The organism is Anaerostipes amylophilus (genome assembly GCF_025567365.1).
GTDB classification, from domain to species: domain Bacteria; phylum Bacillota; class Clostridia; order Lachnospirales; family Lachnospiraceae; genus Anaerostipes; species Anaerostipes amylophilus.
The window spans coordinates 1-21,656 of the sequence record NZ_JAOQJG010000011.1 but is presented as its reverse complement, the minus strand read 5'-3'; the positions used below and the strand labels follow the sequence as shown (position 1 = coordinate 21,656).

General features: G+C 37.7%; 20 protein-coding genes. 17 read left to right on the top strand and 3 right to left on the bottom strand.

Annotated elements, in window-relative coordinates; genetic code table 11:
• Window positions 1-18 precede the first annotated feature (18 nt).
• From OCV53_RS12005 to ftsZ, 6 genes are all read left to right on the top strand, one after another.
• Window positions 19-1,755, top strand: coding sequence for a peptidoglycan D,D-transpeptidase FtsI family protein (locus tag OCV53_RS12005; RefSeq protein ID WP_022374914.1), 1,737 nt, complete (start codon window positions 19-21; stop codon window positions 1,753-1,755).
• Window positions 1,756-1,783: 28 nt separating this feature from the next.
• Complete coding sequence (gene mraY, locus OCV53_RS12000; RefSeq protein ID WP_022374913.1) at window positions 1,784-2,755, top strand: phospho-N-acetylmuramoyl-pentapeptide-transferase; 972 nt, start codon at window positions 1,784-1,786, stop codon at window positions 2,753-2,755.
• A 13-nt stretch (window positions 2,756-2,768) separates the two neighbouring features.
• A complete protein-coding gene (murD, locus tag OCV53_RS11995; RefSeq protein WP_022374912.1) occupies window positions 2,769-4,133 on the top strand; it encodes a UDP-N-acetylmuramoyl-L-alanine--D-glutamate ligase in 1,365 nt (454 codons plus the stop codon).
• 4 nt (window positions 4,134-4,137) lie between these two features.
• The gene (locus OCV53_RS11990; RefSeq protein ID WP_022374911.1) at window positions 4,138-5,262 is read left to right on the top strand and encodes an FtsW/RodA/SpoVE family cell cycle protein; all 1,125 of its coding nucleotides are present in this window, start codon (window positions 4,138-4,140) and stop codon (window positions 5,260-5,262) included.
• 12 nt (window positions 5,263-5,274) lie between these two features.
• Entirely contained in the window at window positions 5,275-6,045 is a 771-nt protein-coding gene (locus OCV53_RS11985) for a cell division protein FtsQ/DivIB (RefSeq protein ID WP_055198520.1), read from the top strand.
• A 90-nt stretch (window positions 6,046-6,135) separates the two neighbouring features.
• Entirely contained in the window at window positions 6,136-7,314 is a 1,179-nt protein-coding gene (gene ftsZ / locus OCV53_RS11980) for a cell division protein FtsZ (RefSeq protein WP_022374909.1), read from the top strand.
• A 71-nt stretch (window positions 7,315-7,385) separates the two neighbouring features.
• Here ftsZ and hydE read toward each other — a convergent pair whose 3' ends face one another.
• Complete coding sequence (gene hydE, locus OCV53_RS11975; RefSeq protein ID WP_055198518.1) at window positions 7,386-8,429, bottom strand: [FeFe] hydrogenase H-cluster radical SAM maturase HydE; 1,044 nt, start codon at window positions 8,427-8,429, stop codon at window positions 7,386-7,388.
• A gap of 273 nt (window positions 8,430-8,702) precedes the next feature.
• On the opposite strand from hydE, the gene typA reads away from it, so the two are divergent.
• The 6 genes from typA (at window position 8,703) to OCV53_RS11945 (ending at window position 14,427) form a co-directional block, all read left to right on the top strand.
• Window positions 8,703-10,523, top strand: coding sequence for a translational GTPase TypA (typA, locus tag OCV53_RS11970; protein WP_055198515.1), 1,821 nt, complete (start codon window positions 8,703-8,705; stop codon window positions 10,521-10,523).
• A gap of 139 nt (window positions 10,524-10,662) precedes the next feature.
• On the top strand, window positions 10,663-11,298 hold the full coding sequence (locus tag OCV53_RS11965) for a single-stranded DNA-binding protein (protein ID WP_055198513.1): 636 nt from the start codon (window positions 10,663-10,665) through the stop codon (window positions 11,296-11,298).
• An 82-nt stretch (window positions 11,299-11,380) separates the two neighbouring features.
• Window positions 11,381-11,875: a cob(I)yrinic acid a,c-diamide adenosyltransferase gene (locus OCV53_RS11960; protein WP_055198511.1), complete on the top strand. Its 495-nt coding sequence runs from the start codon at window positions 11,381-11,383 to the stop codon at window positions 11,873-11,875.
• Window positions 11,876-11,905: 30 nt separating this feature from the next.
• Window positions 11,906-12,790, top strand: a complete 885-nt coding sequence (dapA, locus tag OCV53_RS11955; protein ID WP_022375195.1) for a 4-hydroxy-tetrahydrodipicolinate synthase — start codon at window positions 11,906-11,908, stop codon at window positions 12,788-12,790.
• 13 nt (window positions 12,791-12,803) lie between these two features.
• Entirely contained in the window at window positions 12,804-13,559 is a 756-nt protein-coding gene (dapB, locus tag OCV53_RS11950; RefSeq protein ID WP_022375196.1) for a 4-hydroxy-tetrahydrodipicolinate reductase, read from the top strand.
• Between the two features lie 82 nt (window positions 13,560-13,641).
• Window positions 13,642-14,427, top strand: coding sequence for a Cof-type HAD-IIB family hydrolase (locus OCV53_RS11945; RefSeq protein ID WP_022375197.1), 786 nt, complete (start codon window positions 13,642-13,644; stop codon window positions 14,425-14,427).
• A gap of 72 nt (window positions 14,428-14,499) precedes the next feature.
• Here the strand turns inward: OCV53_RS11945 and OCV53_RS11940 are convergent, their stop codons facing one another.
• Window positions 14,500-15,798 carry a putative ABC transporter permease gene (locus tag OCV53_RS11940; protein ID WP_022375198.1) on the bottom strand — a complete coding sequence of 433 codons (1,299 nt, stop codon included), beginning with the start codon at window positions 15,796-15,798 and terminating at the stop codon, window positions 14,500-14,502.
• Window positions 15,799-16,074: 276 nt separating this feature from the next.
• Between OCV53_RS11940 and OCV53_RS11935 the strand changes: the two genes are divergently transcribed.
• Window positions 16,075-17,043: a sugar-binding transcriptional regulator gene (locus OCV53_RS11935; protein ID WP_055198509.1), complete on the top strand. Its 969-nt coding sequence runs from the start codon at window positions 16,075-16,077 to the stop codon at window positions 17,041-17,043.
• 150 nt (window positions 17,044-17,193) lie between these two features.
• Here OCV53_RS11935 and OCV53_RS11930 read toward each other — a convergent pair whose 3' ends face one another.
• Window positions 17,194-18,132, bottom strand: a complete 939-nt coding sequence (locus OCV53_RS11930) for a sugar-binding transcriptional regulator (protein ID WP_055198506.1) — start codon at window positions 18,130-18,132, stop codon at window positions 17,194-17,196.
• 287 nt (window positions 18,133-18,419) lie between these two features.
• Between OCV53_RS11930 and srlA the strand changes: the two genes are divergently transcribed.
• The 4 genes from srlA to OCV53_RS11910 are packed head-to-tail and all read left to right on the top strand — an operon-like array spanning window position 18,420 to window position 21,656.
• On the top strand, window positions 18,420-18,938 hold the full coding sequence (srlA, locus tag OCV53_RS11925) for a PTS glucitol/sorbitol transporter subunit IIC (protein ID WP_055198504.1): 519 nt from the start codon (window positions 18,420-18,422) through the stop codon (window positions 18,936-18,938).
• An 18-nt stretch (window positions 18,939-18,956) separates the two neighbouring features.
• Window positions 18,957-19,973, top strand: a complete 1,017-nt coding sequence (gene srlE, locus OCV53_RS11920; protein WP_055198501.1) for a PTS glucitol/sorbitol transporter subunit IIB — start codon at window positions 18,957-18,959, stop codon at window positions 19,971-19,973.
• 29 nt (window positions 19,974-20,002) lie between these two features.
• Window positions 20,003-20,371, top strand: coding sequence for a PTS glucitol/sorbitol transporter subunit IIA (locus OCV53_RS11915; protein ID WP_055198499.1), 369 nt, complete (start codon window positions 20,003-20,005; stop codon window positions 20,369-20,371).
• 46 nt (window positions 20,372-20,417) lie between these two features.
• Window positions 20,418-21,656, top strand: coding sequence for an NAD(P)H-dependent oxidoreductase (locus OCV53_RS11910; protein WP_055198497.1), 1,239 nt, complete (start codon window positions 20,418-20,420; stop codon window positions 21,654-21,656).

The following is a 21,656-nucleotide window of genomic DNA, read 5'->3' as shown; positions in this document are numbered from 1 at the left end:
AAAGTGAGGATTATGGAGATGAGAACGAAAGCAAAGAAAAGACTTTTGCTTGTTGTGAGCATGGTTTTCACAGGGTTTTTGGTTGTAACGATAAGGCTTTCTTATGTAATGATCGCTCAAGCGGATAAATATTTAAGCTTAGCCAAAAACCTGCACCAAAGAGACCGGGAGATCAAGGCACCAAGAGGCAATATTTACGACAGGAATGGTGTAAATATTGCTTCAAATAAGGCAGTCTACTCGATCTCTGTGATTTATTCTCAGATAACAGACAGGGAAAAAGTAATTAAAATATTATCTGAGAATCTTCTGATCGATGAATCTTTGATCAGAAAAAAAGTATATAAAAATTCAGTAAGGGAAAAAATTAAAAGTAATGTAGAAAAAAGCATCGCTGATCGCATCAGGAGATATAAACTTGAGGGGATTAAAGTGGATGAAGATTACAAAAGAGTTTATCCATATGACAAACTAGCATCGAAAGTCCTTGGATTTACAGGTGGAGATAATCAGGGAATTCTGGGATTAGAAGTTTTTTATGACAAGTATTTGAAAGGAAAAACTGGAAGGATCCGGACACTCACCGATGGCAAAGGTGTGGAGATTGATGGTGCATATGAGGAAAGGGAAGAGCCGGTTTCGGGAAATGATCTTTATACATCTTTGGATGTCAATCTGCAGAATTATGCAGTACAGGCATGCAGGAAGGTAAAAAAAGAGAAGAAGGCGAAACAGGTATCTATGATCCTTATGAATCCTCAGAATGGGGAGATTTATGCAATGGTAAATGAACCAGAGTATAATCTGAATAAACCATTTTCACTGTCAGCTCAAAAGAGAGCAAAGAATAGCAAAAAACAACAAGAGTATCTGAATAAGAAATGGAGAAATTCCTGCTTAAATGATACTTATGAGCCAGGCTCTGTATTTAAGATTATAACGGCAACAGCAGGACTTGAACTTTCCAAAGTACAGGTAAATGATCATTTTAACTGCTCAGGTTTCCGCATTGTCGAGGATCGTAAGATACGATGTCATAAAGTCGGAGGACATGGAAGTGAGACTTTCAAAGAAGGTGTTATGAATTCTTGCAATCCAGTATTTATGGATGTTGGAGCGAGGGTTGGTGTTGATGGAATGTATCAGACTTTCAAGAAGCTTGGTTTATTTGAAAAAACAGGAATTGATCTTGCCGGGGAAGCATCCTCGATCATGCATCAGAAGAAAAATGTCGGGGCGGTAGAACTTGCCACAATGTCATTTGGGCAGTCAATCCAGATCACGCCATTACAACTTTTAAGAGCAGTCAGTGCAGTGATCAATGGAGGCAAACTTGTCACTCCACATTTTGGAGTATATCTTCAGACACAAGATGGAACAAAACAGAAGTTTTTTACTTATAAGACAAAGAAACATGTTATTAAGAAAGAAACCTCTGAGACGATGAAAGAGCTTTTAGAAGCAGTTGTCTCAGATGGATCTGGTAAAAACTGCAAGATTGAAGGATTTTCAATTGGAGGAAAGACAGCGACAAGTGAGAAACTTCCGCGAGGAAATGGAAAGTATATTTCTTCGTTTTTAGGATTTGCGAAAGCAAAGAACCCTACGATCATCGGTATTGTACTGATCGATGAACCTTATGGAACATATTATGGAGGAACGATCGCAGCACCCGTGATGAAAAGTGTGTTTAAGGTTGCACTTCCATATATGGGAATTTATAAGGAATATACGCCAGATAAAAAAGAACCGTAGACAGGATGAAAACAAATGAGGTGGCGACATGAATTATGGTATTGTAAAGCCGGTTTTAATTGCCTTTTTTGTCAGCGTATTATTAAGTCCGATGATGATCAGGTATTTACACAAATTAAAATTCGGTCAGTTTATCCGGGGAGAAGGACCCGAATCACACTTGAAGAAATCAGGAACTCCAACAATGGGAGGACTGATCATTTTATTAGGGATAGTAATTGCATCGTTATTTTATGTAAGAAGATATCCTATGATCATTCCAGTATTGTTTGTAACATTGGGATTTGGATTTATCGGTTTTATTGACGATTATATCAAGGTAGTTATGAAAAGAAATCTGGGACTTCATGCATGGCAGAAGATGCTTGGACAGATCATAGTCACAGGAATTTTTGCATATTATCTGATCAATTATACAGAGATTGGAACTTCGATGCTGATCCCTTTTACACATGGAAAATATTTAAACCTTGGAGCATTTTTTGTACCAGCGGTCTTTATTATTTTGTTAGGCACAGTCAATGGTGCTAACTTTACAGATGGACTAGATGGGCTTGCATCAAGTGTTACGGTGTTGATCGCAACATACTTTACGGTAGCAGCTCTTGGAATGCAGCAGGATGGCATGTCGGCCGGAATCTGGCCGATCTCATGTGCGACCGTTGGTTCATTGCTTGGTTTTTTAGTATTTAATGTATATCCAGCGAGAGTGTTTATGGGAGACACAGGCTCGCTTGCACTTGGGGGATTTGTAGCGGCAACCGCACTTATATTGCATTTGCCGCTGTTTATCCCGATCGTAGCGTTGATTTATATGGTTGAAGTATTATCAGTGATGCTGCAAGTTGGATATTTTAAAGCTACAAAAGGAAAAAGATTATTTAAAATGGCACCGATCCATCATCATTTTGAATTGTCAGGATGGCCAGAGACGAAGGTTGTAGCAATCTTTGCAATCACCACGGCAGTTTGTTGCCTGATCGGACTGGTAGCGATTTAGTAAGGAGAAAAAAATGATAGATACAAGTAAGAAATTTTTGGTAGCAGGAGCAGGAAAAAGTGGAATAGGTTCTGTAAACCTTCTTTTAAAGACAGGTGCAGATGTGAGTCTTTATGATGGAAATGAAGAACTTGATAAGGAAGCTTTATTTGAAAAACTATATGAAAAGAAAGAAATTTCATTAGTTCTTGGAAATATCACAAAAGAAGATATAGAAAAATATGATCTTTTAGTGTTAAGTCCTGGAATTTCAGTAAATGCACCGATCGCTCAGATGTTTTATGATCAGGAGAAACCAGTTTGGAGCGAGATTGAGTTAGCATATCAGGCATCAAAAGGAAAGATTGCAGCAATCACAGGAACAAACGGAAAGACAACAACAACAGCTCTTACAGGAGAGATCATGAAAGGATACTATGAGAGCAGCTTTGTTGTGGGAAATATTGGAATTCCATATACAAGTGTAGCACTAGATACACAAGAAAATAGTGTGATAACTGCAGAGATCAGCAGTTTCCAGTTAGAAACGATCGTTGATTTTAAGCCAGATGTATGTGCAGTATTAAACATCACACCAGATCATTTAGATCGTCATGGAACAGTAGAGGTTTATGCAAAGACAAAAGAATCTATTGGAAAGAATCAGACAAAAGATCAAATTATGGTATTAAATTACGAAGATGATACAACAAGAGATATGGCGACAAGAGCAAATGGCAAAGTTCTATTTTTCAGCCTTCATCATAAGATAAAAGAAGGAGTATTTATGGAAGATGATGCTTTTGTGATCGAAGAAGGAAGTGATAGACAGGTTGTCTGTACATTAGATGATGTAAATCTTTTAGGTGATCATAATTATGAGAATATTTTAGCAGCGATTGCAGTTTCATATTCTATGGGAGTTCCTGTTTCTTATATCAAAGAAGGAATTAAGAGATTTAAAGGTGTAGAACATCGTATCGAATATGTAGATACAGTAAATGGTGTTGCATACTATAATGATTCTAAAGGAACGAACCCTGATGCTGCGATCAAAGGAATTAAAGCAATGAATCGCCCAACATGGTTGATCGGTGGAGGATATGATAAAAAATCCACATATGATGAATGGATCGAAGCGTTTGATGGTAAGGTAAAAGAGCTGATCTTAATGGGTGTGACAGCACCAAAGATTGCGGAATGTGCAAAAGCACATGGATTTGATAAGATTAAATTTGTAGATTCTATGGAAGATGCAGTTTCTTATATTGCAGAAAAAGCACAGGATGGAGATGCTGTATTATTATCACCAGCATGTGCAAGCTGGGGAATGTTCCCGAACTATGAAGTCAGAGGAGATATCTTTAAAGACTGTGTCAGAAAATTAAAGGAGAACTAGAAAAGTGTCAAACCGCATCAAAAAAAAATATATGGCAGGCAAGACATATTTTGATTATCCAACGTTGTTTCTTGTGATATTTCTGATATGTTTTGGTATGGTCATGATTTACAGCACAAGTTCATATAAAAGTATGATGACATATGGAAATTCGTATAAATGGGTATTGAAGCAAGGGCTTGTTGTGCTTGGAGGTGCGATTGCTATATTTTTGATTTCCAGGGCAGATTATAGAATTATAAAAGGACATAAACCAGCATTTCTTTGTCTTGGAATAGCTACTTTTTCTATGATCGTGGTATTATTGGTAGGGGCAGCAAAAAAAGGGTCTGTACGATGGATCAGCATTGCAGGATTCCAGATACAGCCATCAGAATTTTGCAAGTTTTTGCTTATCATTTATATGGCGAATGAATTAGCGATCAATGCATCACAACATAAATTGAAAACGCTTGGTGATCATGCAAAGATTTTAGTTCCAACGATACCGGTCATTGGATTAGTCACATATCAGAATTTAAGTACAGGACTTGTTATATGTGCTATGGTTGGAATCATGACTTTTGTGGTAAGCCAAAGGACGAAAGAATTGATCATAACTGCGGTTGCGTTTATGGCAGGGATAGTCGTTTATCTTATGACTGCTAATAGTTATCGAAACGAGAGATTTCAGATTTGGCTGCATCCAGAGACTCATAAGAAAGGATTTCAGACGATGCAGGCGTTGTATGCGATTGGTTCAGGAGGAATTTTTGGGAAAGGACTGGGACAAAGCATGCAGAAGATGGGATTTATTCCTGAATCACATAATGATATGATATTTTCTATCATTTGTGAAGAATTAGGATTGTTTGGAGCAGTTTGTTTGATTCTCGTTTTTGCAGCGTTGATTTGGAGAATGTTGTTGATCGCAATGAATGCAGATGAATTATTAGGATCTTTGCTGGTAATTGGAGTTATAACGCATATTGCAATGCAGGTGTTTGTAAATATTGCAGTAGTAACCAATACGATTCCGCCAACAGGAATTCCGCTTCCATTCATTAGTTATGGAGGATCATCAATCTTTTCAACAATGATTGAGATGGGAATTGTATTATCAGTATCTAGACGAATTCATTTAGGATAAGGATGAGGTGCTATGGAAGATAACAATGTCATTCGAATGGATGAACATAAAAATAAAAATAAGGTACATAAAATTTCATTTAAGAAAATCTTACTCGGTTTCATTGTTTGCATTCCACTTTCAATTTTGGTCATTGCAGGAACCTGTAAGACAAAGAAAATAAAGATTGATGGATTGAGTTATTATACACAAGCGGAAGTAAGAAAAGCGATCGCAGAAAATGGATATATTAATAATTCAGTTGGATATTATTTAAAATGTAAATTTGCGACACCGAAGATTCTACCGTTTGTGGATACGATTTATGTGAGCATTAATGCTCCGGATTCAATTACGATCCACGTCAAAGAAAAGAAGAGAGCGGGTTGCCTTCAGTATAACGGAAAGTATGTCTATTTTGATAAAAATGGATATGCATTGGAAAGTCATGAAAAAAAATATGACAATGTTCCGCTTGTGACAGGACTAAAATATAATGAGTTACAGATGCAGAAAAAAATTGATGTAAAGGATGAAAAAGTTTTTTCATATCTGCTGGAATTAACAACAGCGATCAGCAAATATCATTTGCCAATTGATCAGATTCATATCAAAGATGATGGAAATGCGTTGCTGATCAGTGGTAATATTACAGTAGATCTTTATGACAAAAATGATATTGATATCAAAATACCAGAGCTTAAAGGAATGCTGAAAAAAGTAAAAGGGAAAAGTGGAACTATTGACATGAGATACTTTAGTGAGGACCGCAAAATTGCTATTTTTCAACCAAAAAATAGTTGAAAAAACTTAGTAAAAAAGGTATCATTAGATTAGTGTACAGAATTTAAGGGAAGTCATTATATATAGATGATGGCGTGAAGGAGGAACAACGTGGTTGAGATTATGCCTAGTGTTGAGAACACACAAGCAAGGATTTTAGTAATAGGAGTCGGTGGAGCCGGTAACAATGCAGTAAACCGAATGGTTGATGAGAATGTCCAGGGTGTAGAACTCGTGGGTGTGAATACAGATAGACAGGCTTTATCTTTATGTAAAGCAGAAACAAAGATTCAGATCGGAGAGAAACTGACAAAGGGACTTGGAGCAGGAGCAAAGCCTGAGATCGGGGAAGCGGCAGTTGAAGAGAATCGTGAAGAGATCACAGAACTGGTTCAGGGATCTGATATGGTATTTGTAACATGTGGAATGGGTGGAGGTACTGGTACAGGTGCAGCACCGATCATTGCCGAGATTTCCAAAGGTCTTGGAATCTTAACAGTCGGAGTTGTGACAAAGCCATTTACATTTGAAGGAAAACCTCGTATGAATAATGCAATGTCAGGAATTGCCCGTCTTCAGGATCAGGTAGATACAATGATCGTCATTCCAAACGATAAGTTATTACAGATCTGTGATAAGAGAACAACGATTCCAGATGCTCTGAAGAAAGCAGATGAAGTATTACAGCAGGGTGTACAGGGAATTACAGATATGATCTATAACCCAGGACTGATCAATGTCGATTTTGCAGATATCCAGACAGTTATGAGAGACAAAGGTATCGCGCATATCGGTATGGGTGTTGCAGACGAAGAACTCGAAGCAATCAAGACAGCGATGGAAAGTCCATTGCTTGAAACAACGGTTGCAGGTGCGACAGATGTTATCGTTAACTTCGCAGGTGCTGTTGGAATGTTAGAAGCGCAGCAGGCTGTAGAATACTTAAAGGATGAGGCTGGAGATGATGTCAACGTGATCTTTGGTACAGTTAATGCTGATTTTGGAGACCAGATCAGTGCAACGATTATCGCAACAGGTATCAAATCAGGAGATATCACAGGAAATGCAAGAACTGGATTTGCAGCAACAAAGAAAGCAAAACCAGCTCCACAGCAACAGGCACCAGCATTTTCAGGGCAGCCAATCCATAATGGAAAGGTGATGGAAGAACAGCCAGAAGAAACATCACAGCAGACAAGCTATGTTTCAGAAGCAGAGATGGAAGAGATTGAGCATGAAAGCACAAAGATCAACATTCCAGAGTTCTTATTAAAGAGCAGAAGAAGATAATTTCTTTGACAGATAAAAGATAAAACGAAAGCGTGTAGAATTTTGAAAGTTCTACACGCTTTTTTTCTTAATTATTCGATATAATCTCCACGAGTGAAAACAAGTTCATAATCAATACTTGCAAGTCTTCTTCCAAGACATCCGGCACATTCTGCCGCTTCTTCTCCGGTACAGATTTTATTATCATACAAAGAATAATCTTTTCTTACCGCAACAGGAGAAAGATTCGGCATTACAACATTCGCTCCTGCAAGAATGCCTTTTTCTCGTCCACGGGGATCAATGGTCCCAAGTGCCGTTGTGGCAGGAAGCAAAAGATGTGGATTCATAAGACGCAGGATACTTGTTAGATAAGTGGTGAGCTCCACAGTTCCAGAAGGATAATCTTTAAATTTTGTATCATGATGAGGTACAAAAGGTCCGATTCCAACCATTTGAGGATCAAGTTTTTGAATAAATAAAAGGTCATCCACAAGATTCTCAACAGTCTGATAAGGTGCACCAACCATAAATCCAGTACCAACCGCATACCCAATCTCTTTTAGATTCCATAGACATTGAATCCTGTTTTCTAAAGATAGACTTTCAGAGTGCAATTTCTGATAAAGTTCTGGAGTAGCAGCTTCATGGCGAAGCAGATATCGGTCGGCTCCAGCATCGTATAACTTCTGATAGCTTTCTTTGGAACGTTCCCCAAGAGAAAGGGTGATCGCACAATCTTGATAACGTTTCCTGATCTCAGAAACGATCGGAACCATTACATCATCACTATAATGAGGATCTTCCCCGCCCTGAAGGACAAAGCTTCGATAACCAAGCTGATAACCATTTTCACAGGCAGAAAGGATTTCATCTTTTGACAGACGATAACGGTTTGCATGCTGATTACTTCCTTGAATACCACAGTAATAGCAGTTGTTTTTACAGTAATTGGTAAACTCAACTAATCCGCGGGGAAAAACACCATTTCCATAGATTTTTACAGCTTCTTCTCTAGCAAGGGAAGCTAGATAAGATGCATTTTCTTCATCACGTTCTTTAATGAGAGTGATAAATTCACCTTTTGTCAGTGTATGTTCTTTATGTAAACGATCGATTAATTCGTGTAAATTCATAATATCAAACTCCTTTTTTGTCTATAAGAAATATAACATATAATAGAGGAAAAGACCAAAGAAATATGATAGAATAAAGGAAAATGTTCTTAAATTTCAGGAAAAATCGAGACACGAATGGAAAAAGCAATGGTATCAATGATCAAAGTTTTGGTACTAAATAATAAAATTGCAACTTTTCATTGATTGTGATAGAATAAGAAAGTTAATCTTGGCATGCTTTGTAAATGCCATGGAAACTGATAGAGAAAGATGCTAGAAAGAAGGATATAAATGAAGCGCGAAGATGTGAGAAATATTGCAATCATTGCCCATGTCGACCATGGAAAAACGACTTTAGTAGACGAGATGTTAAAACAGAGCGGAATCTTCCGTGATAATCAGGAAGTTGCAGAAAGAGTCATGGACTCAAACGACATCGAGAAAGAAAGAGGAATCACGATCCTGTCTAAGAATACAGGAGTTATGTATAATGGAATCAAGATCAATATCATCGATACACCGGGCCATGCGGATTTTGGTGGAGAAGTAGAACGTGTACTTAAGATGGTAAATGGTGTTGTATTAGTAGTTGATGCATTCGAAGGTCCAATGCCACAGACAAAGTTCGTATTAAAGAAAGCCTTAGAGCTTGATCTGTCTGTGATCGTATGTATCAATAAAGTAGACCGTCCAGAAGCAAGACCAGATGAAGTTGTCGATGAGACATTAGAATTATTAATGGAATTAGATGCAGGAGACAAACAGCTTGACTGTCCATTCGTATTTGCATCAGCCAAAGAAGGATTTGCAACATTAGACCTTGATGGTGAAAAGAAAGATATGAAACCATTATTCGAGACAATTATCGACCATATCGAAGCACCAGAAGGAGATCCAGAGAAACCATTGCAGGTACTGATCAGTACAATTGATTACAATGAATATGTTGGACGTATCGGAATCGGTAAAGTGGATAATGGTGAGATCGCAGTCAATAAAGAATGTATCGTGGTGAATGCTCATGACCCAGAACGTAAAGAAAAAGTCCGTATTACCAAATTATATGAATTTGAAGGACTTGATAAAGTAGATGTGAAGAGTGCACAGGTAGGATCTATCGTAGCAATCTCAGGAATTTCAGATCTGTCTATCGGAGATACGATCTGTGATGTGGATGGAGCAGAGGCAATTCCATTCCAGAAGATTTCAGAGCCAACAATTTCCATGCAGTTTATGGTAAATGACAGCCCTCTTGCCGGACAGGAAGGTAAATATGTTACATCAAGACACATTAGAGACAGATTATTCAGAGAATTAAATACGGATGTCAGCCTTCGTGTAGAGGAAAGTGAGAATCAGGACAGCTACAAAGTATCCGGACGTGGAGAATTACATTTATCCGTACTGATCGAGAACATGCGCCGTGAAGGATATGAATTTGCAGTCAGCAAGGCAGAAGTATTATACCATTACGATGAGAATGGAAAGAAATTAGAACCAATGGAGATCGCAGTCATTGATGTTCCAGAAGAATTTACAGGAGCAGTTATTGAGAAGTTAAGCCAGAGAAAAGGTGAACTTCAAAATATGACAGCCGCCAATGGAGGATATTCAAGACTTGAATTCTCTATCCCATCCAGAGGACTGATCGGATATCGTGGAGAATTCATGACAGATACAAAAGGAAATGGTATCTTAAATACACTGTTTGATGGATATGGACCATACAAAGGAGATATCCAGTATCGTAAACAGGGATCATTGATCGCATACGAAGCAGGAGAAACGATCACATATGGTCTGTTTAATGCACAGGAGAGAGGTACATTATTCGTAGGACCTGGTGAGAAAGTATACGGAGGAATGGTCATTGGACAGACAGGAAAGACAGAAGATATTGAGATTAACGTATGCCGAAGCAAAAAGCTTACAAATACACGAGCTTCAGGATCAGATGATGCATTAAAATTATCTCCTCCAAAGATCTTAAGCTTAGAGCAGGCATTAGAATTTATTGATACCGATGAATTACTGGAAATTACACCAGAAAACATCCGTATCCGTAAGAAGATCTTAGATCCAACAATGAGAAAACGTGCAAAATTCTCATAAAATAACAAAATAATTTACGGTTAGTTATAAAATGTCGAAAAAGTGGGGCTAACTTTGTCGAATGGTTTTTCTTCTAATTGTGGCCAAATTGGAATAGGATTTAAAGTATACTAATAGGACACAAGAAGGGAGAAAGAGTATGACAGAGCAGGGAATCAATCATAATCAAGTGGAGGTTTGCGGACGTATCAATTCAGCATTTGAATATAGCCATGAGATTTTCGGAGAAGGATTTTATACAGTCAAACTTTTAGTAAACAGATTAAGTGAAGCAACAGACGAGATACCATTACTTGTATCAGACAGACTGATAGATGTCAGTAAAGATTACACAGGGATGCTTGTAAGGGCATGCGGACAGTTTCGTTCCTTTAATAAGCATGAGGAGAACCGTAATCATCTGATCTTATCCGTATTTGTCAGAGATCTGGAATTCATTGACAACATGGAAGGATACAGACCAAATCAGATCATTTTAGATGGATTTATCTGTAAACAGCCAGTGTATAGGATGACACCGCTTGGAAGAGAGATTTGTGACATCTTGCTTGCGGTGAATCGTTCTTATGGCAAATCTGATTACATACCATGCATTTGCTGGGGAAGAAATGCAAGATTTGCAGGAAATCTTGAAATTGGTTCAAGAATTCAGTTGATCGGAAGAATCCAGAGCAGGGAATACCAGAAAAGGATTTCAGAAAATCAGCTGATCAAACGGGTAGCATATGAAGTGTCTGTAAATAAACTGGAGTTTCATGAAAAGGATAAAGAATAAGTTGTATTTATAGTATCAGAAATGATATAATATCCTAAACCAAATATATTACTACAAAAGGAAGATTCTTTGAGGTGAAAAGATGGAAGGACGAGTGGAAGTATACTGTGGCCAGGGCAGAGGAAAGACATCCTGTGCGATTGGTCAGTGTGTGAAAGCAGCCGGGCAGGAAAAGCAGATCATCATGGTTCAGTTCCTTAAAGGGAAAGAAACAGAAGAATTAAGCTTTTTCAAACGTTTAGAACCAGAAGTACAGTTGTTTCGTTTTGAAAAATATGAAAGATCATACGAAGAGCTAAGCGATGAAGAGAAGAAAGAACAGGATCATTTTATTTATAACGGTTTAAAATACGCACATAAAGTCATAGACACAAGACAGTGTGACGTTGTCGTTTTAGATGAGGTGCTGGGACTTTTGGATCTTGGACTTTTAAAGACCGAAGAACTAGTGGAGATGTTAGAAAACCGAAGTGACGATCAGCTGATCATCATGACGGGAAGACAGATTCCAGATGAATTGATACCATATACAGATGCGGTATACTGCATCAGTACGGTCAAAGAATCTCAATGTTGATGCTACACAGGATGATAGGAGGAAAGAAAAATGTCAATTTTTACAGGTGCAGGTGTTGCATTAGTAACACCATTTAAAGAAGATTTATCGGTGGATTATGATCAGTTAGAGAAATTTATCGACTTTCAGATCGATAATGGAACAGACAGTATCATTATCTGTGGAACTTCAGGAGAAGCTTCTACAATGTCTCATGATGAGCAGATCGAGGTAGTCAGTGCATGCGTTTCTCATGTCAATGGAAGAATCCCAGTTATCGCAGGAGCAGGAGCTAACTGTACAGATGAAGCACTGAATCTTGCCAAGAGATCAGAGAAAGCAGGAGCAGACGGACTGTTAGTTGTAACACCATATTATAACAAAGCAACACAGAAAGGTCTGGAAGAATATTATACAACAGTTGGTAATTCTGTAGACATTCCAATCATCATGTACAATGTACCAGGAAGAACAGGAACAAACATCCAGCCAGCAACAGCAGTGAAGATTGCCAAGAGTGTTGATAACATCGTAGCGATCAAAGAAGCAAGCGGAGATATCGGACAGGTGGCAACACTTGCAGCATTAGCAGATGGATGTTTAGATATCTATTCAGGAAATGACGATCAGGTAGTACCTCTTCTTGCATTAGGTGGAAAGGGTGTTATCTCTGTATTATCTAACGTAGCACCAAGGGAAACTCATGACATGGTTATGAAGTTTTTAGATGGGGATGTTAAAGGAAGTTTAGACATCCAGTTAAAATACATGGATGTGATCCATAACTTATTTAGTGAAGTAAATCCAATCCCTGCAAAACGTGCAGTTTCAGAGATGGGATATTGCAGAAATATCGTAAGACGTCCATTGACAGAGATGGAAGAAGATCACGCACAGGTATTAATTAACGCAATGAAAGAAGCAGGAATTCTTTAAGGAGTTACAAAAGATGGTTAAGATTATGATGCATGGCTGCAATGGAGTCATGGGACAGGTGATCAGTAAGATCATAGAAGAGACAGAAGGAGCCGTTATGGCATGTGGTGTAGATCGTGTGGATGACGGACACAATGATTATCCAGTATTTACAGATATTAACGCATGTGATGTGGAAGTTGATGCGATCATTGATTTTTCAGCCGCACCAGCAGTTGATGGATTATTAGATTTTGCAGTTGAGCGACAGATTCCAGTTGTATTATGTACAACAGGATTAAGTGATGAACAGTTAGAGAAAGTTCATGAAGCAAGCAAAAAGACAGCAGTTCTTCGTTCAGCAAATATGTCATTAGGAGTGAATACATTATTTAAAGTATTAAAATCCATGACAAAATTATTAGCAGATGCAGGATTTGATATTGATATCGTAGAGAAGCATCACAGAAGAAAATTAGACGCACCATCTGGAACAGCAATCGCACTTGCAGAAGCTGTGAATGAGCCATTAAACAACGAATATGAGTTTGTTTATGACAGAAGTCAGAGACGAGAACAGCGTCCAAAGAAAGAGATCGGAATCTCAGCAGTCAGAGGTGGAACAATTGTTGGAGAACATGAGATCATCTTTGCAGGACAGGATGAAGTCATCGAATTAAAACATACAGCATATTCAAGAGCTATCTTTGGAAAGGGAGCAGTCAGTGCAGCCCTTTACTTAGCAGGAAAAGAAGCTGGTATGTATGATATGAGTGATGTCATTGGATAAGAGATAAGAGTTTAAAGACAATAGATACATTCGCCATTAAGACAGTGTGTTTATTGTCTTTCTTTATGGCAGGAGAGATAACATGAGTAAGATAAAGATTGCATTTTTTGATATTGACGGGACATTGATCGATCCAGAGAAGAAAAGAATAACAGACAATACCAAAAAAGCATTATTAAAGCTTAAGGAAAATGGAGTTAAGATCTGTATTGCAACAGGAAGACCGCCAGAAAAAGTTCCAGATTTCAAAAGTGAAGGAATAGATTTTGATGCATTTTTGACGTTTAATGGTTCTTATAGTTTTAATGAAACCGAAACAATCTTTGAAAATCCGCTGGATAAAGAAGATGTAAAACAGATCATCCAAAATGGAGAAGAAATGGGACATCCTGTGGTATTAGCGACAAAGGACAGGACAGAAGCAAATGGATTAGAAGAAGACCTCGTTGAATATTTTTCCATTGCAAATCAGAGGATCAAGCTTGCAACAGATTTTGAGGAGCTTTCAAAAGATGAAGTATTTCAGATCATGATGGCAGGCGGTAAGGATGAATATAAAGCGATGCTTAAAGATACAAAAAGAGCAGCAGTGGCAGTATGGTGGCCGAAAGCTGTCGATATCATTCCGTCAGATGGAGGAAAAGGCGTTGCAGTTGAAAAGGTTTTAGAGTACTACCATTTGAGCAAAGAGGAGGCAATGGCATTTGGAGATGGTAACAATGATCTTGAAATGCTAAAGACCGTTGGACTTGCAGTGGCAATGGAAAATGCATCCAAAGAGTTAAAAGAAGCAGCTGATGTAATCTGCGGGCATGTATCAGAGGATGGAATTTATACATATTGTAAAGAAAATAATTATTTTGAATAAAAAAAGAATGGTTTCAGATACCTTGTGTAAGAAACCATTCTTTTTTATAGGAAAATTTGATGTTAAACAATATTAGGAATGAACTTTTTCCGCTTTTGGATATATTTTTTTCATTTTCTGGTCATTATAATGAGTATCAAGAAATCTTTCGAAACCATTGGAAGCAGGAACCTGTTTGTCTCTCTGATCATAACGGATTAAGGCAGATAAAGACATCAGCATATTAAGTGTCATAAAAACAACGACAAACCATGTAAAAACAGTTCCAAAAGCGATTGGAAGTTTTTCAATCAGTCCGGATAGTAATGGATAGATCTTTTTAAACCAGGCAACCGTTGCAATTCCCCAGAAGAAACAATAAAGAAGATTGATTCTTCCATTCAGATTAAAAGGCATCTTACTGTAATCCCAGAACACCTTTCCGAAGACAATTTCACTTAGAACACTGCACAAATATTCATAAGCACCTCCAAGAAATGTTCCCATCAAAAATAAAAAGCTCTCAGAACAATCTTTATAACGATATAAAAGTAAAGTAACTCCAGCAAAAGCAAATCCCCAGACAATACTGAACGGACCCCATACAAGGCTACTGCGGCTCATCCAGACACCCATCTTTAAACGGCAAAAGATCGTTTCAATGATATCACCAAGCAAGGAACCTATAAAAAACAATAAAAAGACTTTATAAAAACCACAGCCCTGAGCAAAGACGCCCGTTTTTGGAATTGTTGGAAGTTTTAATTTGCGCTGTGGATAAGCACGTTCGACACGGTGTTCCACGTAAGAAGTTATCAACTTATTTAACTTCATGCTGATCTTTGTAAGATATGCATCTGCAGATTCCCAACGCCGTTTATCGATATTTTTTCCAAAAACAACGATTGCCGTGGCTAGTATATCAATGATCAATATTGTAAGCAGAGTAAAGATAATAACGTGGCGTATCAAGGCAGGAATCATTTTGTATATAGTAAAAATGAAAGGATTTGCAAATCTGACACCAAGATATCCAAGAATTCCCCAGAAGATTGAATGAGAAACACAAATATAACCATCCAGATTCCATTTATTTTCAGAATAATCCCACCAACGTTCATGATAAAAATGTTCAATGAAATGTCCTCCAAACCACTCAATGACAGTGGCATCGATCATGGCAACAAGAAAAATCCAAAGGCCAGTCATCTCATGGGTATTGATCGTGATGATCACAGCACCGATACCGTAAGAAATACAAAGTGGGGAATTAATAAATCCACGGTTTACAAAACGCTTCTGATTAAATGCTGCCTGTATCACTTCCAGAATCCATCCAGTAAAAGAATAGAGGAAGAAAAGAAAGCATAATTCAAATAATGTTTTTATCATATGTAAAGCTCCTTTTGTTGTTAATAATGTATTCAGTATATAAAAAATGACAAAAAAATACAAGAAAGAAAAGCATTGTTTCAAAAACTGCACAAAAGCATCTGATAAATTCTTCACAAAATTTCTGAACAAATGTAAAAATATATATGAAAAAATAATTCACTTTGACATAATTTCAGAGAATATGTATTGAAAAGAAAACAAAGATTGACTAGAATAAAGGCATAAAGATTGATACAACTTAGAAAGCAGCAAATGAGAAAGGAGTATCGTCCAATGAAGAAGATTGTAGATGATTGGAGACTGATCTATAAGGTTTGCAGCCTGTATTATGAAGATGATATGAGGCAACAGGAAATCAGCGACTATCTTGGAATATCCAGAGCGACAATCTCAAGAATGCTTCAGAAGGGAAAAGAAAGCGGAATTGTACGCGTGGAAGTGGTCAATCCGATTCAGTTCACTTATGGAAAACTTGAAAAAACACTGGAAAGAAAATATGGTCTGAAAGATGTGATCGTTGTTGAGAATAGTTCTCTTGATACCAGACAGGAATCTCTGAATAAGATGTATGAAAAGGCAGCACTTTATTTGTCACAGTTTTTCCGTGATGGAGATTATATTGGGGTATCTATGGGATTTACTTTACATAATGTAGCGAGAACTCGAAGATCATTTGCGAAAGATAATCAGTATATGTTTGTACCAATCGTAGGAGGCATCAGTCCAAACAGTATTAATGGAGTAGATGTCCAGAGTAACCAGATTGCAAGAGAATTTGCAGATAAATTTGGTGGAAACTATACACAGTTTCTTGCTCCAGCACAGTTCTCAGATAAGAAGATCAAAGATTATTTCTTAGAGGAAAAGTCAGTGAATTTTATCTTCGATGACTTTGAAAAACTGGATACAGTTGTTATGGGAATTGGAGCAAATGATACAGGAACAGATTCCACACTGATTCATGCCGGATATATTACGGATGAAGAACTTCAAAGTTTCGCAGACAATGGTGTTGTTGGAAATGTGGCTTTGCAATTCTTTGATTCCGAAGGAAAAAGAGATAAATTTCAAGGATTCAACGAAAGAATAGCAGGAATGCCCGCAGAGCAGATTAAGAAGATCAGAAACCGAATTGGTATTGCAGGTGGAGTAGAAAGAGTGAAAGCAGTTAAAGGTGCAATTGCTGGAGGATATATCAATATATTGATCACCAACAATGAATGCGCTGAAAAGTTATTGTAGAACCGCAGAAAAAGAAACTAATCAAGATAAAAAAGATATATTTTTATTAGTTTTCTTTTTTTGAACAAAATATTTGTAAAAATAACACAAAAATGAGAAAAAAAGTAAAAATAAGAACAAAAAAAACAGCGGAAAAACCGCTGCATGGAATCAGTCAAGCAGAGCAAGTGCTGTTTCCTTGGTAGTGAAAAATGAGTTGATCAGATGAAGAGATAAGGCAGAATGAATAATATCTTTCTTATAAATTCCTTCAGCAATACCAATAGAAACACGAGCATGTTTAGACGCTTTAAAAATATCAGCACGAATGATTCTCTTTGTAAGTTCTGTCTCTATAAGTTTTGAATCAGAAGTTAAAAACTGCAAAGAGATATCACCAATGGCACCAGACTTCTTCAGTTGAGTAACTTCGTCAGCAGAAAGAATATCATGTCTTGTTAGAAAAGAGGTTTCAAAAGTTCCAATCCCTGTGACGATGATATCTGAATTCTCAGCAAGATTAAGGGTTGACTGAACTTTTGGGTTCGAACTTAAAGTTTCGTATTCTTCTTTAGAAGAACAGAATGCTGGAAAATGAAGCAAATGGGATTTACCACCTGTCAGATCAGCTAACTGGATGACGTTATAGTTTGGCAATGTATCAAATGAGGCACCGAAACTTCCAGCGAGGGGAACGATCTGAATGTCAGTAAATTTCAAAGGATGGATATGGCGGATAAATCTTGAAATAGCATTTCCCCAGGCTACACCAATGATATCGTTTGGTTTGATCTGTGAAATGAAATAATTCACAGCAGCTATGGAAAGGTAGTCCCTCGATGTGTCAGAGTTGTCGATAACACACGCATATTCAAGCTGGTATTTATCACAGAGTCGTTGCTCAAGCTGAGTATTTCCAAGGATTGGAGACTCAATTTCAATCTTAACGATACCGAGTTCTTCAGCACGGGTAAGAAGTTTTGATACCCATGGTCTTGAAATATTAAGTTTCTTGGCAATTTCTTGTTGAGAGAGTTTGTCTTTGTAATACAAAGTTGCGATCAAAGTGATTCGATCTAACATAGCATCATTGTTTTCTATTTTTTTCATAGGCATAATCCTTTATAAATGTAATTTTAATCATGAAAAGCACAAATGTAACATCTTTTTAACAAAATTATATTGTAAAAATCGCAGAAATTCAAGAAAAAATGAATAAGAAAAAGAAAAAAATAAGAACAAATGTAAAATAATGATATATATGGAACAAAGGATACCAAAGTCCAATGTAGATCAAAGGGCCCGATTAGAAGGATGAGGTGTTCGGAGAGACATTTATATAGAAAGAAAATGAAAAATTATCATAGGTAAACATTAAAAAGGAGGAAAATTTATTTATGACAGTTATTTCAAACATTGCAAATGGCTTTATAGGATTGTTCAATGCAGGTGGGGAGCAGTTTATGAGCTGGGTAACAGGAATCATTCCTTTGGTTATCTGTCTGATGACTGCAGTTAACGCACTGATAGGATTTATTGGAGTAGAAAGAGTAGAAAAGTTTTGCCAGAAGATTACAAAATATACAATTCTTCGTTATACATTGTTACCAATTATGGCTGTTATCTTTTTAACGAACCCAGCAATGTATACATTTGGAAGATTTTTAAAGAAAGAACATAAAGCAGCTTTTTATGATGCGACAGTTTCATTTTGTCATCCAGTCACTGGATTATTTCCACATGCAAATGCAGGAGAGTTATTCGTATACATGGGAATTGCAACAGGTATCCAGAAACTGGGACTATCAATTGGAAATCTTGCAGTAAGATATTTCATCGTAGGTGTGATCGTTATTTTGATCCGTGGTATCCTATGCGAAAAAATTTATGCAGTATTAAGTAAGAAATCTAATTAAGGAAAGGAGAAACCCAATATGTATAAAACAATTACGATTAAAGCCGGAAGTGGTGGATGGGGAGGACCATTAACCATTGTACCTACAGAAAAATGTAATAAGATTTTAAGCGTTACAGGTGGAGGAATCCATCCGGTAGCACAAAAAATTGCAGAAATGACAGGAGGAGAGGCTATTGACGGGTTTAAGGAAACTCTTCCAGATGATGAAGTTTTAGTAGCTGTTGTAGATTGTGGTGGTACAGCCCGCTGCGGAGTTTATCCTAAAAAAGGAATTTTTACAGTAAATATTGAACCAGTAGGAAAAGCTGGACCATTAGCAAAATATATCACACCAGAGATTTATGTATCAGCAGTTACAGAAAATGATATTTTTGAATCTGGTTATGCTGGACATATTACACAGAAAGTATCAGAGGAAACAAAACAGACACAAGCAAGCACTGCTCCAGAACCAAAGTCAAAAGCACAGGCAAAAGAAGAAGTTGCAAAAGCAAGTGAAGGAAAGAAAGAAAATATCGTTGTCCGCATTGGTAAAGTAGTCGGACGTGTTGTAAATATCTGTTTTCAGGCAGGTCGTGACACGATAGAGATGGTTGTTGGTACAATCCTTCCATTTATGGCATTTACAGCTACACTGCTTGGTATCATTTCAGCCAGTGGACTTGGAAATGTCATTGCAAAAACAATTTCACCAATCTGTTCTACATTGCCAGGAATGGTAGCGATCGCGTTTATCTGTGGTATTCCAATCCTTTCTCCAGTCCTTGGACCAGGAGCTGTTATCGCACAGGTAGTCGGAACATTGCTGGGATCACAGTTTGCACTTGGAAATATTCCTCCACAGTATGCACTTCCAGCTTTGTTTGCAATCGATGCACAGGCAGGATGTGACTTTATTCCGGTTGGATTATCCCTTGGAGAAGCAGATTCAGAAACCATTGAATATGGTGTTCCAGCCGTATTGTTTGAACGACTGATCACAGGACCATTAGCGGTACTGATCGCGTTCGCATTTAGTATTGGAATGTATTAATAAACATAGATTTCACAGGAGGTAGAAATATGAAATATCAGTCTAAAATCGTTGGACTTGGACCAGATGCGTTAGCGTTTCTGGAAGATGAAGATATGAACTTTATCATCATTTTTAACGAAGATGCACCACCAGAACTTGCAGAATTATCGGTACTTCATACAAAAGCTGAATTGAAAGAAGATCCAGCTGTTGGAGATACATTAAAGATTGGAAATAAAGAATTCAAAGTCAGTGCTGTCGGATGGGAGGCACCTCATACATGGGCAGAACTTGGACATTGCACATTAGATTTCAAGGGAGGATCAGAGGCAGAACGTCCGGGATGTATCTCTCTTGAAGGAAACAAGCTGACAGCAGAAGATTTAGCCGTTGGCGGTGTCATTGAATTATATTAATTTAGCACTTATTAATTTTTATATATAAGATAAGGAGAATGTGATTATGTTAAACATGGATCAAAAATTAATCAAAAGACAGGAAGAAGGAAAAATCATCAAAACTGGTATCGTAGGTGCCGGACAGATGGGACGAGGAATGGTAACACAGATGGTACTGATGAACGGTATCACACCAGCCATCGTATCTGATATCAAAGTAGAAAATGCAGTCCATGCATTCAAATATGCCGGAGTATCTGATGAAGATATCGTGATCGCAAAAACACTTGCAGATGCCAATGCAGCAATGGAAGCAGGAAAATATGTAGCATGTGAAGACGCAAACTTCGTATCACAGGCAAACTTAGTAGAGTGTGCGATCGATGCAACAGGAGTTCCAGATGTCGGAGCAAAAGTAGCAACAGACGCAATGAAGAATAAAAAACACGTCGTTATGTTAAATGTAGAAACAGACGTAGTTATCGGGCCATACTTAAAGAAATTAGCTCAGAAAGAAGGAGTCATCTACACAGGATCCGCAGGAGATGAACCTGGAGCAGTCATGGAATTATACAGCTTTGCCAAAGCCATGGGAATGAACGTGGAAGTCATGGGGAAAGGAAAGAATAACAAGATCGACTACGAATGCAACCCAGACACAGTCTTAGAAGAAGCAACACGCCGTGTCATGAGTCCAAAGATGTTATGTGCATTCAAAGACGGAACAAAGACAATGGTAGAGATGACAGCGATGTCTAACTACACAGGACTGATNAAAGAAGACGGTGGAATCTTAAATAAACATGGAGTTGTAGAATATGTAAACGGAATCGCACCAGGAGTCTTCGTAACAGTATCCACACCAAACGAAGAGATCGCATACCAGATGGGATACCACAGCATGGGACCTGGACCATTATGGACATTATACAGACCATTCCATCTGTGCAACTTAGAGACACCATTAACAGTAGCAAAAGCCGTTATCGACGGAGAAGTTACATGCGTACCAATCGATGGATTAGTATCAGAATGTATCACAAGAGCGAAGATTGATCTGAAAGCAGGACAGACAATTGATGGTATCGGAGGATACACAACACATGGATCTATCGCAACAGCAGAAGAATCTAACGCTAAGGGATATGTACCATTTGGATTAGTAACAAACAAAGCTGTCATGAAGAGAGATGTCAAGAAGGGACAGCTGCTTACATATGATGATATCGAATTAGATAAGAGCACACTGATCTACAAGTTAAGAAAAGAACAGGATGCTATGTACGGAAGAAACGTATTATAA